Genomic DNA, 18,384 nt, shown 5'->3' with positions numbered 1-18,384 from the left:
GCCAAAGTCGTAAAAAAAAGGGTAAAAAAATAAAGAAATTTGCCTAAAATTAAGCATTTTTTTGACTAAAAAGCTTTTTTTTATTTTTGTCCGGTAATTGGGGGACTTGTGCAAACCATGTATTTTTAGCCCTAAAAATCAATAAAAAAGTTTCCTTAAAATAAGGAAACTAGTTTATAGGGATTAATTTTATTTTAGATCTTTTAATTGAGGGAATAAAAGAATATCACGAATGGAATCATTTTGGGTTAATAACATAATTAAACGGTCAATTCCAATGCCACATCCTCCTGTAGGAGGTAGTCCATATTCAAGGGCATTAATGAAATCTCAATCAATTTCATTAGCCTCTTCGTTACCATTTTCTCTTTCTTCAAGTTGGGATTCGAAACGTTGTAGCTGATCAATTGGATCTGAGAGCTCAGTAAACATGTTAGCAAATTCTTTTGTTCCAATAAATAGCTCAGCTCTTTGGGTGAATCTTTCATCATCTAGTTCTTTAAATGCTAGAGGACTAATTTCAATTGGGTGTCCATAAACAAAAGTAGGTTGAATTAAAGTTTCTTCGATGTATTTTTCAAATAATTCATTAATAACATGACCTAATTTGTAGTATTTTTCAACTTTGATATTGTGTTTTTTTGCTAATTCAATTGCTTGTTCGTCATTTAAACTACGTAAATCAACGCCGATTTTGTCTGAAACAGCATCCACCATATTAATTCTTGCAAAAGGATATTTAAATTCAATATCATAACCATTAAACTTCACTTTTTCAATGCCAAGTTTATTTGTTAGATGCTTAAATACTCCTTCTGTTCTTTCCATCATTCCTCACATATCAGAATATGCTTCATAAAATTCAATGGAAGTAAATTCTGGATTATGTGTGCTATCTACACCTTCATTTCGAAAAATCCGACCAATTTCATATACTCTTTCAAAACCACCAACGATACATTTTTTTAAAGGTAGTTCAGTAGCAATTCTTAAATAGAAATTCCGACTTAAGGCATTATAGAAAGTAATAAAAGGTTTAGCAGCAGCGCCACCAAGAATTGGTTGTAGCACAGGAGTATCTACTTCTAAGTAATCTAAATTATCAAAGAATTCACGTACACCTTTAATAATTTTTGTTCTTAAAAGAAATGTTCTTTTAGATTCTTCGTTAACAATAGTATCAACGTAACGATGTCTTCTTCTTTCTTCTGGATCTACTAAGCCATGGTATTTATCAGGAAGAGGTTTTAGTGATTTAGTTAAAAGAGTAATTTTTTGAGATTTGATAACTAGGGCTTCTGTATTAGTTTTTGAAATATAACCATCAACACTAATAATATCTCCCAAATCAAGTTGTCTAATAATTTCAGCCGAGTTTTCATCTAGACTTTTTTTATCAAAGTACACTTGCATATTAGCATCTCTATCAGCTAAAACTAAAAATGGTCCTCTTTGAGCAATTACTCTTCCGTTGAATGTTACGAATTTGTGTTCTGCATCAATTTCTTCTCTGCTTTTATTATTAAATAAATCAATAATTTCTTTTGAAGAAATTGTTGGTTTAATAGTTGAATTAAAGGCACGGATGTTTTTGTTGGCTAATGCGACAACTTTATCTCTTCTAATTTGTTCTTGTTCTGAATATTTTTTTTCCATAAATTTCTTTTTTTCTCTTTTATAAAATTCTAATCATAGTAAGGAATAATGTGAATGTGTGTTCTAAAGACACTTTGGTCAGCTGATTCGTTGTTGTTAACTACTAATTTAAAACCTGATGCATTTCATTTTTCTGTTCATTCTAAAGCTAATTTACGAGCTTTAGAAATTAGCATCTTTAAATTATCATCTTCAATATCATAAAGGTTTCTTGAGTATTCTTTTGGCACTACTAAAAAATGGTTTTTTTGGACTGGTTTAATATCTAAAAATGCAATAACATCAGCATCTTCATAAATTATTGTTGATGGAATTTCCCGATCAATTACTCTTTGGAATATATCTTTTTCCATATATCTTATATTAATCCCTCTTGTTTAAATATATCTAATATTACTGGATCGAAATCTTTTAGTTTAATTCCTAAATTATCTTGAATGTATTTGTTTACTTCTCTAAATAATTCATTGCCTTTAGAAACAACAATGTGGTTGGCTATTTTACTTTGTTCTTCAGGTTTTTCTCAAGGAGTTTTATCTAAAGTTAGCTTACCTTTTTCAATTTCTTTGCCATCTTTATCTTTTTGTTTATTTGAAACAAATAATGGAGCTATTTTTATTACATAAGCAGCATCTATTTTATTATCCTTAATCATATTAACTGTTTTAGGATATTTATCTAGATTGAATTTAAGGTCTTTGTTATCTGATTCAAATTTACTTTCTTTCTTTTCTAAAATCGAAGTAAAGTCGTAATAATGTCTTTTACCTAAAGATTCAACTGATAGACGCATTGGAACACTAATGTTTTTAATTCCATCATATGTGATATCACCCATGATTTCATAAATTAATTTGTATTTATTAGGAGTTCCACCATTCATATCTAGGTCTTTAGTGAACTTATTTTTGTTGCTATTATCTCTTGTTAGCTTTTCAAATTCAATATCTTCTGCGCTTAATTTATCATCTTTCTTAAGTTTAGATGCTTTAGCAGTTAATTGTGCCGAAGCTTTAATTTTAGGTAACTTATCTTCTTTCTCTAGAATTGAAACAAACTTAAAGTAATCTTGGTCTAACACTTGATTTGTATTTGGATTTAAGAAGCCAAATATTGGTGACTTAGTTTTCTTTAGTGCATCAAAAGTATTATTTAGATCGCCTGATGTAGCTGTATTTTGTTGAATGCCACTATATGCTCTTAATTCTTCAAGCTTCGAGCTACCATTCATAGCTTCAGAAGTTCCAGTTGCAATAATAAATTCTTTATTCTTAGCTACTGGATTATAGTTATACTTAACTTTATTATCAGATGTATATGAAGCTAAGTCATTGAAGTCCTTGAAGTTTGAAACATTAGCTGTTCCTACTCTTAAATTCATATCTTGGTCATCAGTAAATGCTCATTTTTCAACAATGGGATTTTCAACTAGTCATTTAACTAAATATAGGTTCTTAGCAGATAAATCAAGAGCTTCATAAATTTCTTTTTTGCTTTTAGCAGTTGAATCTTTTTTCATTTCAGATTCTAAACTAACTTGGTATTTATCTAATCCTTTGCTATTAACTGAACGACTTCTAAACTCTTCTCTTGATTTAAGTAAATAAAGTTTAGAGATTAAAAGTTTTTGGACTTCAAGTCTTCAATTTAAAGATAGTGCTTTTGAATTCTTTAGAATGAGGATGAATTGTTCATCAGTTGGGATTGTGTCAGGTGTAGGATTGAAGCTATCTGTAGTAATACCTAGCTTGATAAATTCATGCTTTAGATTTCAAAAAACTTGTGGGTTTTCTTCAAGTTTTTTAGCTGCATATGGTTTGAAGACATCATATAGGTCTTTATGTAATTTAGACTTTTTATCATCTATAGCTTTTAAAACTCTTTCTTCATTAGTTTTAGCAGCTACTTTGCTTAAATCATTTTTATAAAAAGTATTTAGATAAAAATCTAGTAATTCTAAAACTACTTGATTTCTAGATACAGGTTCTTTTAAAAATGAATCTTGGTATCCAGGTGTTTCATTTTTGATACTAGAAGTATTTTCTTTTTGACATGATGCAGCAATTAAACCAAAAGTAGGAAGAATAGAAGTAGCTAAAACTAATTTTGTTATTAAGTGTTTTTTCATTATCTAGCTACCTCCTTTTTCTTATCAAGATCAAATACATATTTAACTATTGTCTCAAATAGGTATTCGGTTATGTCTTTATCTTTTGCTTCTGTGTGATTGTCCATTGTTACTATGTTCTTTGATGCATCATATTTAAAGTCAGTATATAAATTATCTTCAACTTGCTTTTTAATGAATTTCTTAATTTGGTCATACTTAGTATTAACAATTGAAATTTTTGATGTTTGTTCAAATGAAGAAATGTAATCTTTAGCATTTTTGAAATCTGTGTCAGAAAATTTTCTAGCTTTGTCAATATCTAGTGGTGTAAATTCTTTATCTTTAATATATTTCTTGAAATCTTCATTTCCTAGCAAATCATTAATTTGGAATTCGGATGAACTTGTAACTTGAGAAAATATTGATGACAAATCAAATAATTCAGAAGCAAAAGTTGACTTATAGTTTGCTTTTGACTTAATACCTAAATCTTTGATTATTAGATTTTTAATTTGCTCTTCTGTTTTAAATTGATGAATATTTTGAATAACAATTCCTTTTGAAGTTACTGAAACAAAGTTTTTACCAACTTTATAAATTGAACTGATCCGGTAATCTTTTTTGCCAGCAGCCGAACCTGCAGAACCACTTCCACCTGCACCGTTTCCTGATGTAGTTGTTGCAAAAGTATCTCTAAAAGCGACTCCGAAGATATCATTTATTTTCTTTTCATCAATTTTGTCAATGATTTTTTTAATTTCAGCATTGTATCTAGCATATTTTTGAATTTTTTGTGCTTCAGTTGCAGCTGTTGAGGTTGTTGATGGCATATCCCCTCTAGGTTCTTCAGCAGCTCTAGTCGTTCTAGAACCTGATGAACTTGATGATGTTGTTCCACTTCCATTTTCATTCAAGGCTTTTTTCAATTCTTCAGCAAATTCTTTTTCTGAAACTTCTAATTTCTTAAATTCAGATGATTCAGTTAATGCCTTAACTAGATTTGTTTTTAGATTAGTAAATAGGTCTTCTTTAGTTGTTGCCTTATAAATTCCTTTATTTACACTACCATTAGCATCATTTAAAACTATTGAAAGTAAATTTAAGTATACTGCAGGCTCAGAAGAAGAAATAGTTTGGTCTAAATTAATAAAACCTTTTGAACCAAATTTATTAGCATTTGCAGTATCAGATGAAACATTGTTAATTAGTAATTTGTCATTTTTTGCTTTAGTTTCATCTTGGTCAGTTATTTCAGAGCTTTTGTCTTGATCCTTAATCAAAGTACTAAATCCAGCAAAATCTTTTAGTCCATCAATACCAAGTTTAATTTCTTGTTTTTTATCTTTACCAGTTCCATTTGTTTCATATGCAGAAAATTTTAAAAGTTTAATAATTTCGTCTTTATTTACTTTTCATGGTTTATTAGCGCCACTTTCATCTTGTTTTGCAGATAAACTAAATTCAGATAAAATAGCTTGCTTTTCAGCTAATCAAGGCTTAATAAATCTAAGTGGGTCTTTAAATTCTTTAACAAATGACTTAGTTGTAAAAATTGGAATTTTAATTTGGGATGTTTTATCATGAGTGTGTTCAATTGAATCTTCTTTTGGTAGGACATAGTGAACATTTTCTTCAAAACCAAATTGTTCTCTTAAATTTATTTTTTGTCCTTTTTTTGCTATTTGTTTATCTTTCCCATCAATAGTTACTTTAATGTCATCATTAGCAATTACACCATTCTTAAGTTCATCAAAAGTTCAATCATTATTAACTTCAGTTTGATATCTTAAATAAGCACTCTTTTCAATTTCTTGGTTAATTTTGTAATCCAGCGCTTGTGATTCATTTTTAGCTTTTCCTCATTTATCCTTAGCTAATTCTTCAAGAAATTTTTCTTCCCATTTCTTTTCTAGACCATATTGTTTTTGATATGTTTTTTTAATATCATTAATTTCATCTTGCACTTTCTTTTTAATTTGGTCAAATGAATCTAGAGCAAAAGTTTTTTGGTCTGATTTAGTCTTATTTGCATTATAAACTGCTTGATAAACTAAAGATGCTTCATATTCTTTTTGGTATAAATAGCGACTAATATTACTTTTGATTGCTTCAAAAATATGTTTATTTGCATTTGAAGCAACTAAGTTTTTATCAATATCGCCATAGTTAATGCGAGTATTATTACCATTATCATCAATTATAAAAAGACCACTATTTGGTGTTCTAACTGGCGATGGTTTAGGAAGAGCTTTGGAAGCTTGTGCTAAAGGAATACCAATCCCAGCTGCAATGGCTGCTGAGATTGCTGTTGCTCAAAAAGCACTCCAAAGAATTCTTTTTCTTTTGGTTTTTTGCTCAGTTGTTCTACTTTTTTTCATTTTTTCTGACATATTTGCCTTTCATGAAACTATAAATATACATAAAAAAATTCTTCAAATTTCTGCATATTTTTCAAGTTTTAAATGTAATTTAAAATAATACAATATATTTTACCATTTTTTAACATTATCTTATATCTTGTATAATCTAACTAAAAGCAAAAAAAACTTCATTTTTTGCCTTTTTTAAGTGCTTTAAAAAATCAATTAAATATTTTTTCTTCTTTTATAATTTTTGTTATGTCAATGACAAAAATTTTTGAAAATAAAGAAAAAATTCTTGCTTCCTTTATTGAAATTTGCAATGCAAATTCGCTTTGGTATAGCTTAGATAACAGCAGTTTATTAGCAGCAATTAACAATTTGGATTATTGGTATAACACTGACCATTATGAAGTGTTTATGACTTTTTCTTCATATGAAAAACTAAAACAACTATATCCTAAAAAAATCCTAGATAGCACAAGCCATTCCAATTATTATTCACTGCAAAATAAATTTGTAGAAGATATTAGTCTTATTGATACTGATAGTCCTTTTTTAAATATCAATATAATCATTCCAACAACAGTAAAAAAGATTCACAAATTTTTTAATCTAAAAAACAAAATTAAATGTTTTTGTTTGCATTATTATTCAATGGATAAAACAAATGTTTATGCCCTTAAGCAAAAAATAAGACTTGCAAAACTAATTAAGCCTTTTATTAAAAACCTTAATTACAAAGATTTTAATGAGTTTTTATTTGATAAAAACAACGAAGGTTTTCTTGTAACAAATGAACTAATGAATAAAGAAGCGCTACATAAATGGCTAACAAATACAAATTTTGAACGCATTAAAATTAAAAAAAATAATCTTGAAATAAGTGTGATTGCTGAGTATCAAAATTATTTAAAAAATCTTTTTGGCAGCGCTTGAAAACAAATTAGTGACCTTAGTATTCCATATTATTTTATAGATGCAAAAAACATCAGCAAAAATTAAAATTTCTTCTTAATTTAAGAGCAAAAAAAATAAAAAACCTCCTAGTTTTTTTTAAACTAAGAGGTCTTTTTTTATTTAGCGGTTTTTTTTAGTTTTGTTCTTTTGTTTTTTCAATTAGTCATTTACGCTCTTGACTAATAATTTCTTTAATTCTTCCAAGTTCTAAATAAATAACTTTATCAGCTAAAAGAGCGACATCTGGATCATGTGAAACAATAATAATTGTAGTTCCATAATCACGATTTATTTCTTGCAGAATTTTTAGAACAATTTGTCCTGTTTTTTCATCTAGGGCTCCCGTTGGTTCATCGGCCACTAGAATATCAGCATTTTTAGCAATTGCTCTTAAGATAGAAACTCTTTGTTGCTGACCCCCAGACATCTGTGATGGATATTTATACATACACTCTTCCAAATCAAAGTCTTTAAATAACTTTTTAATATCAAGATGCTTAGTTTTGTTACGTTGTAAATAAGCACCTGTTTCAACATTGTCATAGCTATTAAGATTTTGAAGCAAGTTATAATTTTGGAAAATAAAAGAAATATTATCTCTTCTAAAAATTGTTTGTTTTGAATCACTTAAATAAGGAAGACTTACATCATTAACAACCACATCACCAGAAGTAGGTCGATCTAGGGCACTAATTATATTTAGAAGTGTAGATTTCCCAGATCCTGATTTTCCGTATAGAATAGCAATTTCACCTCTTTTTATTTTAAAAGAAACACCCATTAAAACATCAGTTGCTACATTTCCTGATAAATATGTTTTTTTAACATTATCAACTTCAACAATATAACCTTCTGAGTTTGTCTTTTTTTCTTGACCATCTTTTTTTCTTGGTTTGTTATTAGCTAACTTATATTTTTTAAGTGTTGCTGCATCTAAAACTTTGATATTCAGACCATCATCTTTGATTTCAAAAGGTTCTTTATGCTTAATAATATCAATAATGTTTAATTTATTTAAATCATTTTTTTCTTGTGAGGTTTTTTTCTTTTTTTCTTTATTAGGCATTATTTTCCTTTCAGAGCATCAATTGGTTTAATTTTGTTTAGACTTCTCCATGTTGCCATAGAAGTTAAAGCAAAAACAGTTAAACAAAGAGCTGCCGAAATAATAATTGTTGAGTGATTTAAAACAAGAGGTAGCACAATTTGGGAAGTTGCCATCATGAAGGCATTAAAGGCAGATATGAATGCTAATGTTACTGGAATCATTAGTAAACAAGCAAATAGAATAGCTGGGATAAAGTTAGCAAAGAATAGCATAATTTTTTCACCATTTGTATATCCTAAAACTGAGAATGTAGCAATGGCTTTTTGGTTGGAGGCTATCATTATGTTAGTAATAACAATTAGAATAATAATTGAAATTAAAAGAGACATAATAATAAATGCAATTAGAATGATATTAACAGTTTTTGAAATACCAGTTATAAAGCCAGCTTCAATATCTTTACTATTAACATTAAATGAAGCTCCAAACATAATGTTTTTACCATAGATAGATTGTGGATTAGATCCATAGAATTTAGTAACTATATTTCTAGCTAAACTCTTAAATTCTTCATTTGACTTTTGGGATTTTACAATTCTATTAAATTGATCTTCATTAATATTTAGAAGTTTAAATAGTGATCCTTTATAGTCTAGTTTTGCTTCAGGATGTGCTTCGTTGTATGCTTCAATATTATGCTCATAAACGGAAGTATAATTTAATTCCTTATTGGAAATAAAAATCCGTTTGAAGAAATCTCAAATTTCTTGGTCATTGGAATCTTCTGCACTAAATGTAGCAGCTGCTCCTCAGAATCCTGTGGATGAATATGTTGTTAGTGTATCAATAGTTTGCACTGGTGTTATGTCATTTGAAAGAATACCGTTGAATGCATCGTATTTTAAATCAAATTCTTTTTCAATTTGTTTTTTCTTTGTCGGATTTAAGAAGATTTCGTTATTTTTTTCTTGTTTACGAGCATCTTTTAGACGTTTTGATAGAGTATCAAAACCTAAAACTTTATCCAGTGCATCTTTTGTACTTACAAATTCTTCATTAATATAAGTATCTGAAATATCAATAACTTCAAATTTATATTTTGTTTGCGGTGCTTTTTGATTTAGGGCACGATATGCAAATCTATCAACATGATTTTGAATATCTAATTCAATAACAGATCCAACTTTTAGTTTGTATTTTTGTTCAGACACTGTATTAATTACAATTGGAATATGTTTACCTTTGTAATTTCTTAGTTTTGCTTGCAGATTTTCATTATTTTTATTTCTTATTGAAATGAAACGGCTGTTGTCATAGTAACCGTATACTTTGATTTCTTTGTTTTTATACAATGCTTTTGCGTATGTGTATTTTTCATTTGTGGCATCATTTCAATAAATTCCACCAAATGAAACAAAGAAATCTAAGTTTGGAATTTTTCTGTATGCATTGACTAAGAAGTTTCTATATTCTTGTCTAAATTTAGCTGTCGAAACAGGTTTTAGTTTTTGATAAACTTGTTCATCCTTATTTCATTCAATAAATTTAAATGATTCATTAACACTTGCTGTGTTATTTGTAAATCAGAAGAAACTAGTTCGATTTGAAAGATCTTCTTCTTTGCCAGCTTCTAGGTCTCTTTTGAATTTTTCTAAGTCTCTAACAGCAATAACATGATCTTCATTTTTAGTTGTAATGCTTAAATAATCATTACGTTTTGCTTTAGCTTTTTTAATATCAACTAAGTTTTGTGTATCTCTTATTTGTCTTGAAACCCTTACAAAAATTTGAGCTACTCTTGCACGCTGGGTTTCAGGCATATTAGCATAAGTGATATCCCAAGGACTTAGTTCGACAGCTAAATCTAAAAGAATATCAAGAGATGATTTAGTTAATACTACTGGATCAAATTTCTTTTGGATGACATCTGTATTAAATGAACTGCCAGGACGTAAGAAATTAGGATTAGCATAATCTAGCTGGCTGCCATTTGAAGAAGAATTGCCTGCTAAATCATTTGGAACATATAATAAAGAATTAATGTCACTCTTATTATATGTTACATAAGGGCCACCTTCTGTAGTTGGCGTTTCTAAATCAAGCTTAAATTTGTATAGTCTATCTTTATAAGTTTTTGTAATTGCTTTATTAAAGATATTATTCGATGATAAAAAGAACATTGAAATTAAAGAAGTAGTTGAAAATGCTAAGAATAATGAAAACATTTTTCAGAAGTTATTTAGTGCCATTGAGGCAATAAATCTAATCTTAACAGGCAGTCTTCTAAACATCGCTGAAATTCTTTGGGCAAAGTTTCCAACACTAACTTCCACAATTCCGCTCATTAGCTCAATTGGTTTCTTTCTTACTGAAATACTTGTAATTATAAAAATAAGTAAACTTACAAATATAAATGGCACAAGTATTGTTAAAAATAGCGTGATTGCGTTGATTGGAATAATCATATTCTCAAGCGTTCAGTAAGATGAGAGGATACTCATAGCTGGCTTCTGAAGCGCAAAACCTAAAATATATCCAAATAAACTTCCAATAAATACAGGAATTCAGCCGAAAGCACAGAATGCTAAAGCAATTTTTGAGGTGCTATATCCTTGGGCTCTTAGAATACCAACAACTTTATTTCTAGCTTCAATGTAACGCTTCATTATAAAGTAAACAATGAAAGCAATTAGAATAATTAGAATACTAATTAAATATAAACTTGCGCTTTTAATTGTTTTAATAATTGATCTAATTGTTGTTACTCTAATTTTACGCTCTGGATTTATACTATCTAGTTCATCTTTTAAATAAACTTTGTTAGCTGAATTTGGATTAATTAGATTGATATCCTTATTAAAGACTTCTTTTAGCTCTTGTGGAGAGTTATTTTTTAGATAATTACCTTTTTTATCTACGGGTGCTTTAACTAGGGCATATTCTTTAATGGCAAATGTTGGGTATGATGAATGAATCCGATCAAAACCTTTGGAATTAACATAAATAATTGCTTGATTTTCAGTATCAACTTGAATATTTTCTTCATTAACTACTGGATATAAATAATCAGCCGTTGCATCAATACCAATAATTAGATATTCTTGACTATTAATTCTTATTTTATATTTATCATCCAGTGAATTAATGAAAACTTGCATTCCAAATGGATCGCTTAGATATTTAGTAATATCTCCTTTATATACTTCTTTTTTGTTTTTAGAAGCATATCCATAATTAACTTTTGCTAAATAGGAACCTGAATCTGTATAAGTAATTAGATTAGCAACACTAATTGGCGAGATTACTTTCTTATACATTTCTTTTAATGTTTTAGTGATATTAATACCAAATAAGGTTAGATCTTTATCATTTTCATCTTTAAGCATGTTGTTAAAAATATTATTAAATTTCGCAAGATCTAAATCAACTGCTTGGTCACTTTTGGATTCCACAAAACTAATTGAACTTGCATATTGTTGTTTTAGCGATTCAATTTGTTTACTAATATCAACTGCATTTGAAAATCTTAAATTATTTAAAATCTTTTTAACTATATAAGCAATATTACCTTCATTTGGATTAGGACTTAAAGCATAATACAAAGGAATTTGAGGGAATGATAATAAAGTTAAAGGATTTAATAGATTGTTTGGAACATTTAATAGAGCTAAATGATTTCTTAGATTTGTATTATTAACTGTATTTTTAAATGCTAAATCTAGATCATAGTTATTTGTAATTAAAGGTTGCAATTCAGAAGTTTTATTTGATGTCTTTAAGAATGAATTTATAAATTTCTTAAGAGCAGCATCATAATTAGTTGCAGATTGACCAGCAGATGCTATATATCCTAGATTATAAGTTAACTCATATGAATTAGCTTTTAGAAGATCAATTATTTTTTTAATTAAAGCTTCATTTGTAATTTTTGCTTTAGTTTTTAGATTATTTTTAAAAGTTGTAATTGCGCTTGATTTATCTAGGAGTTTTTCAAGTTCCTTATTAGCTAAATTAGTGTGCGCATGTGCATAAGGAATTTTAAAAGTTTGTGCATTATAAGAAGAATCAGAACCAAAAATTATATTACTTGCAATTGGATTAATTACTTTATCAAAGTTAGTTAACTGTTTGATTACTTCTTCATTTTTACCAAAGTTATATAGTTCATCCAAAATAACTTTAATTTGATCAAAGCTAAAGATTTTTTTGTATTGCTTTTCAATGATTTTTCGATCTGTTTTTTCATCGATTGTAATCTTATCTGCATCTTGTTCTAAATAGTTTAATAAATATGCTAACTTAATTCATAAACTATAAGTAACAAATTCATTTTTAATGATTGAATATTCTTTTTCAGCTAGAAAAATTGGATTAATTGCATATTGGGTTATTAATGAATGCAGCTTTTTAAGAATTGGAAGATCTTTGTTTTTTAAGCTTTCATCAATCATTGCTGATCAATAAGCTAAATCACCATAACTTTCAATTTTATTTGTTGTACTTGTTTTAAAGTCATAATTTCCATTAGTTGGTTTTAGACTTTGTGGATGAATTTTTTTAATAAATTGATAGTAGTTTGATAGCTTAGTTTTAATTAAATCTAAATTATTTAATTCAACTTCGGCAACTAAAACATCATTACGTAAAAAAGCAAGTTCATTTTTATTTAGTTGTAAAAGAGTTTTTGTTTTGATTGCATTTTCAACCTTACCAAGTACTCTTTGAATATCATTTAAATTTAAAGAATTTAAAGAAACTGCATTAGATGAAACTGTGTTTTTTTCAATAGGCGCAGGTAAAGCTAGCTTTGGAAGTATTGCTAAATCTAAAATCGAAATTTTGCCATCTTCTTTTGAAGGAATTGCTATGTTTAAGAAGTCACCACCTGGCTTTTCTGTTTTATTTGATAGATTTAAAATCTTAATAATAGCATTTTGAATTTGGTTAATTTTGCCATAGGAAACTGTGTTATTAATATCTAAACTTAAAGAAGTCATGAAAGCAACTAGATAATCAAATTTATTTAGTTCTTCAGTGTTATAGTCATTATAAACTTTGTCATTAGCAACAATTGGATATTTAATGAGTCTAATAATTTTTTCAAGTGTGTCTGTAAATTTAGAAATACTAATACTTGAAATGAAACTTGCAAGGCCTTGGTTTATGTTGGAGTAATTTTTTTCTTTTGAACCATCTAAGTTATTAAAGAAAGTTTTTACTTCTTTAGCTGTTGGTTCATTGTATGTTTTAGCTTCTTTGTGAGCTGCAACTCATTTTGCAAAATAGCTATTTTTTTCATTTTCATCTGGTTTTAGGAATTTAGCAAAGTCAACTAAATTAATTAAATCTTTAATTGCATTCTTAAATTTGTTTTCATTTACTGATTTTAAAAGCGAAATAATAATTCTATGACTTGAAAGAGTTCAGTATTTTTCAACTGTCGAAGCAAAAGGTTTGTAAGGGTGTTTATCATATCAATCATTAATTAAACTTGAGAATTTAATAAAGTCGATTGACTTAATTAATTCATTGAAAATATCAAATATTTTTTCTTTATCTTTAATAAAGCCTAATAAATCTGACAATGTAAGTTTTAATTGTGGAATGATATAAATATCTGAGAAACCTAGGAATTTTGATAACTTATTAATTTCAGTGGCAAAGTATTCTTGATTTTTACTATTTTCAAGATATTTTTGCTTAAAGAAATTAGTTAATCTCACAAAAACATTATGAATAAATGAGTTTGTATTTGTTGTTGTATATTGCAGATCTCTTGAGGTGCTGTTATTAATTGGATTAATTAGATATTTAATAACATCAAGTGCAACTTTTTGAAGAATAAATGAGTTAGTTTTTCCTACTGAAAGTAGTGTGTGGAAACCATTTGTTTCAATGGAATCTGCTATTGCTTTTAGAAGTCTTGAAACGTCATTTTTATTAAATAGTTTAATGAATTCTGAATTTAGAAGTACTTCTTCAATTTCTTCAATTAGTTTTTTAATACTATTTTTTTGAATAATATCTTGTACTAAATCATTTGAAATAGAACCAAAAGTTAAAGGTAAACTAACTGAGTTTCGAAATTGGTTACTGATTACTACTCAACCATTTTTTCCAATTTCGCCTCTTATTGTGTAGTTGTTTTTAATTAAGTAATTATAAACTTCGTCTAAAGTTAAATAATCTTTGTTATCAATAATGATTTTCTTTCAAACTCTTTCATTTGTAAAACCATCAATAGTTGCTTGGTGTAACAAAATGAATTTATTAGGAAGTGGCATTGCAATAGCGCCAATTACAGAAGAACCATTGCTTTTTTCTTCATCATCAGCAGTTGTAATTACTAAAATTTTACCATTTTGCAATTTTGGAATTTTGGTGTTAACAAAGAAGTTATAGTAATTTACAAATCTAATATCTGCATCAAAGTAATTAATATCAGGAGTGTAGTTATTAAAAATATATTCAATTAAGGATCTTGAATAAACAGATGGCACTTTTTTAATGATTGGACTATTTGGGTCTGGTTTTAATAAGAATTTTTCGATTGTATCAGTTTCAGAAACACTTTTATTTAGTAATCCTGGATTTAGAGTTTCATTATATAGTTTTCCAACATTATTTTGGAAACCTGAAATTCTTCTATCTTTATCTCCTGCATCAACAAAGTGGAAAACATTTTTTTTGGAGGTCTCTTCGTTAACTGTTTCAACTGTGATTGATTTTCTAATACCTAAATTTTCTTCCCCAACTTTATCTTTAATTGATCTTAGAATTGAGGTTTTCGCAAAATTTTGTGTGCCATAACGAATAAAATCTTGATTTCTTTTAAGAGTTCCTAAATCCGAAATTTTTTGAAAATCAACATCAGAAATTTCATCTCCATTAAATTTATTAAATTCAATTTGCTTAATGTTATGAGCTTCGCTAGTTAAACTTTTTCCGCTTTTATTATTTGGAATTTTTTTATTATCTTGTCTACTATTAACTTTTCAGCCACTACTAAAAGTCTTACTTAAATCATCCTTGTCAATTTTTTCATTCTTAACTACTTTTTGAATTTTGTTAGGTTCATTTAGTAATGAAAATTGGGTTGTAATAGTTTTATCTCAATAAGAAAAATATAAATGGTTTGTATATTCTTGTTTATTTGTATTAAAGAAGTTAGTAACTCATTTGTAATATGAGCCTTTTCAGTTAGAATCATGTTCTGAAAGTTTTTCATTTCAGTTTAAAACATAACGATATCAGTTATATTCAACGATTTTTTCAGTTTTTCTAATTCAATCTTTTGGAATTGTATAAGTTTGATTTGACTTAAGTTCAACATATTTTGGAGAATTAACTTTAATATTTCCATTTTTAGCTAATTCCTTTAAACTAAAACTCTTTTCTAATTTATCTGAAGCATTAATTGAATTTTCATTAGTTTTGGCATCTTGCAACTTAATTGCATTTCCATTGTTTGAATTATTTTTATAATGTCATTCGTTTTCTTTTTTCTCAAAACCTAATAGTTTTAAAACTTCTTCAGATTGAATAATATATAAAAGATCTTCATCTCTTCATTGGTCATAATCTGCAATTTCAAAGGATGCTTCTTTTGTTTTTAAATTAAGAAACAAAGGTGATGCATCAATAACTGCATCATTTTTTGGTTGAGCATTAAAAGGACCTCTAGCACTTGAAGAAATTGTTAAGATATCTTTTAATGTATATTCGTGTTTGAAAGTTAAATTATCACTTTCTTTTAACTTTATTTCTTCAGTAACTAATTCTTTAAAATCAGGTTTGCTATAGATTTTGAATTTTTTGTTGTTGTTTGAATCACCAGAAAATTCAAAATTTCCTATCTTGCTTTCCTCAGGTTTTTCCTTATTAATCTCAAATCTAGTACTTGTAATTTTTTTATTTATTTCATCATAATAAAGTTGTAAGAAATCTTGGGTTGAAATATATTTTTCTTTATCCCCATTAGCTTCACTTCAGTTTCCTATATCTTTTATTTGAATGAAATTTTGTTTATTAAATGGAAGATTAATGGAATATGAAATATCAGAAGAATTTAATTTAAATTTAATTGGATCTTTAGTTTTAGTAACATTATCTTCTTTAATTTGGTCATAACCATTATTCGGTATTATTCCAGAAGGGTTTAAATCTAGATCAGCCGTTAAATCATGTAACCTAGAGACTTTATCATATGAGTTTAAAGTTCTTGAATAAGAGGTTCGCACGTCATTTAATAAAGTAAATAAAAAGGTTGTTAAAAATATTAATATGGTTAAACATACTAATGTTACTTTATTCTTAGATAGTGATCGAAAGACCTCTTTGAATAATCTTTTCATCTCTCAATATGCTCCTTGAATAATATATAAAGTAAGTAAATTATATTAGTTTATTAAATAAATTATTTAATAAAGTGATTTCTTAAGAAAACTAAAAGACTAAAAAAAATCACTTTTTTTAAAAAAGTGAGCTATTTTTTTAGATTATCTTTGATAATTGTTGACCATTTTCTTGGAATAAAAGAAGGTGTTTTTTTTGTTTTTTGGTAGTAAACTAAAATGTTTTTAATGTTAAAAAAAGTATCTAAATTTAGAGTGTTATATTTGATATCAAGAGTTTTTGTAATATATGAAGCATTAGATATTTCAGCCAGATAGTTTGCTGATTTTAGAAAACAAAAGATGCTATGCATTTTTCCAAGATGATGCGATATTTCAATAAGATTTTTAAGTTCAGATACAGCCTTGGCACTAATGAAGTCAAAAGTCTCAAATTCAGTTGCTTCCTCAGCTCTAATCTTAATCACATTGATATTTTCTAAATTACATTTATTTATAACTTGGTTTAAAAAGTTGACACGTTTTGCCATTGGTTCATAGATTGTAAGATGAAATGTTGGATTATAAATAAAATAAGGAATAATAGGAAACCCCGCGCCGCTTCCGATATCTAAAACTTTTTTATTGGATAAATTAAGAATCTTTTTATTAATTTCTTTGAAGATTAAAATTGATTCAATGATGCCTTCTTTGACTAGTTTATCTAAATAAAAGCCAGTGAGATTGTATTTTTTATTTTCTTGTTCAATTAAAATGTAATAATCCCAAAGTTTTGAAATTATTACATCATCAGCGTCTGTTAAAAAAGTTTTAATTAAAGAATTAAACTCTTCCCTTGCTATAGTCTTCATATATTTTACCAATTGAGCTGTTATTAATATTTGCCTCAATAACTAAGCCAAGAAATTCCGCCATGGATAGCTCTCTTAGTTTTTTAAAGTGGCTTAAATCTGAGTGATCAATTGAATTTGTAATAATAACTTCATCAATGATTGGATTATTTTCAAACATATCAAAACCTTTAGAAAATAGTCCATGTGTTGCTGCAATAATAATTTTTTTGGCTCCCTGTTTTTTTAGAACTTCTGCAGCATGAATGATAGTTCCACCTGTATCAATAATGTCATCATAAACAATAACATTTTTATCTTTAACATCACCTAAAACTCCCATAATTTCAGAGACATTTGGAGCTGTTCTTCTTTTGTCAATAATTGCAATTGGTTCTTCATTTTTTAGCAGTTCTGAAAGTTGTCTTGCACGCACTGCGCCGCCGTGGTCTGGCGAAACAATTACATACTTATCACTTCTTAAACGAAATTCATTTGAAAAAATAAATTGTCCTCTTAAATCATCAACTGGGATATTAAAAAATCCTTGAATTGAGGCATTGTGTAAATCTAGTGTAATAATCTTACTTGCTCCTGCTTTTTCAAGTAAATCAGCTACTAATTTAGCTGTGATTGGTTGTCTTCCACTAGCCATTCTATCTTGTCTTGCATAACCATAATAAGTTGTAACGCAAATTATTCGTTTGGCACTAGCTCTTTTTAGTGAATCAATGAAAATAAGTAAATCCATTAAATTATCATTAACTGGTTTGGAAGTGTTGTTGATGATAAAAACTGTTTTGTTGCGAACGGTTTCATTTGGATATAACATTCTTTCACCATCAGCAAAAACAATTTTGTTAACTTTTTTAACTTCCCGTTTTAGATATTTTCCAATTTCATCTGCTAATTTTTGCGAATTTTCCATTGTAAAAATTGCAATATTGTCATCTTTTTGCATCATCTTTTTTTAAATCAGATCCTTTTTTTATTTCTATTCTAAATTTTAATATACCACAGATATATTTATTGACTTTTTTATTCAATTTGCTTATTTGTTTTTTGA

The 18,384-nt window shown here is 27.5% G+C and carries 9 protein-coding genes; 1 reads left to right on the top strand and 8 read right to left on the bottom strand.

Annotated elements, in window-relative coordinates; genetic code table 4:
• Positions 1-189: 189 nt before the first annotated feature.
• From lysS to MAU_RS01055, 4 genes are read right to left on the bottom strand one after another with little or no spacing between them, the layout of a single operon-like run.
• Positions 190-1,656, bottom strand: a complete 1,467-nt coding sequence (gene lysS, locus MAU_RS01070; RefSeq protein ID WP_004423804.1) for a lysine--tRNA ligase — start codon at positions 1,654-1,656, stop codon at positions 190-192.
• 29 nt (positions 1,657-1,685) lie between these two features.
• Positions 1,686-2,018: a histidine triad protein HinT gene (hinT, locus tag MAU_RS01065; protein WP_193741205.1), complete on the bottom strand. Its 333-nt coding sequence runs from the start codon at positions 2,016-2,018 to the stop codon at positions 1,686-1,688.
• Positions 2,015-3,784 (bottom strand): HinT-interacting membrane complex lipoprotein P60, encoded by a 1,770-nt coding sequence (locus MAU_RS01060; RefSeq protein ID WP_004423799.1) that lies wholly within the window; start codon positions 3,782-3,784, stop codon positions 2,015-2,017. Before MAU_RS01060 ends, hinT begins: the two co-directional genes overlap by 4 nt.
• Positions 3,784-6,156, bottom strand: coding sequence for a HinT-interacting membrane complex protein P80 (locus MAU_RS01055; RefSeq protein ID WP_004423797.1), 2,373 nt, complete (start codon positions 6,154-6,156; stop codon positions 3,784-3,786). The genes MAU_RS01060 and MAU_RS01055 overlap by 1 nt, the downstream gene beginning before the upstream one ends.
• Before the next feature lie 228 nt (positions 6,157-6,384).
• Here MAU_RS01055 and MAU_RS01050 point away from each other — a divergent pair, with 228 nt between their 5' ends.
• Positions 6,385-7,131, top strand: a complete 747-nt coding sequence (locus MAU_RS01050) for a hypothetical protein (RefSeq protein WP_238543385.1) — start codon at positions 6,385-6,387, stop codon at positions 7,129-7,131.
• Positions 7,132-7,219: 88 nt separating this feature from the next.
• Here MAU_RS01050 and MAU_RS01045 read toward each other — a convergent pair whose 3' ends face one another.
• The 4 genes from MAU_RS01045 to MAU_RS01030 form a co-directional block, all read right to left on the bottom strand.
• On the bottom strand, positions 7,220-8,152 hold the full coding sequence (locus MAU_RS01045) for an ABC transporter ATP-binding protein (protein WP_004423792.1): 933 nt from the start codon (positions 8,150-8,152) through the stop codon (positions 7,220-7,222).
• Positions 8,152-16,488, bottom strand: a complete 8,337-nt coding sequence (locus MAU_RS01040; RefSeq protein WP_004423789.1) for an ABC transporter permease — start codon at positions 16,486-16,488, stop codon at positions 8,152-8,154. Before MAU_RS01040 ends, MAU_RS01045 begins: the two co-directional genes overlap by 1 nt.
• Before the next feature lie 131 nt (positions 16,489-16,619).
• Complete coding sequence (gene rsmG, locus MAU_RS01035) at positions 16,620-17,339, bottom strand: 16S rRNA (guanine(527)-N(7))-methyltransferase RsmG (protein ID WP_004423786.1); 720 nt, start codon at positions 17,337-17,339, stop codon at positions 16,620-16,622.
• Positions 17,311-18,282 carry a ribose-phosphate pyrophosphokinase gene (locus MAU_RS01030; RefSeq protein WP_040543822.1) on the bottom strand — a complete coding sequence of 324 codons (972 nt, stop codon included), beginning with the start codon at positions 18,280-18,282 and terminating at the stop codon, positions 17,311-17,313. Before MAU_RS01030 ends, rsmG begins: the two co-directional genes overlap by 29 nt.
• Positions 18,283-18,384: the final 102 nt, after the last annotated feature.

It is taken from the genome of Metamycoplasma auris 15026 (assembly GCF_000367765.1).
GTDB classification, from domain to species: Bacteria; Bacillota_I; Bacilli_A; order Mycoplasmatales; family Metamycoplasmataceae; genus Metamycoplasma; species Metamycoplasma auris_A.
This window is presented reverse-complemented; position numbering and strand designations above follow the sequence as displayed.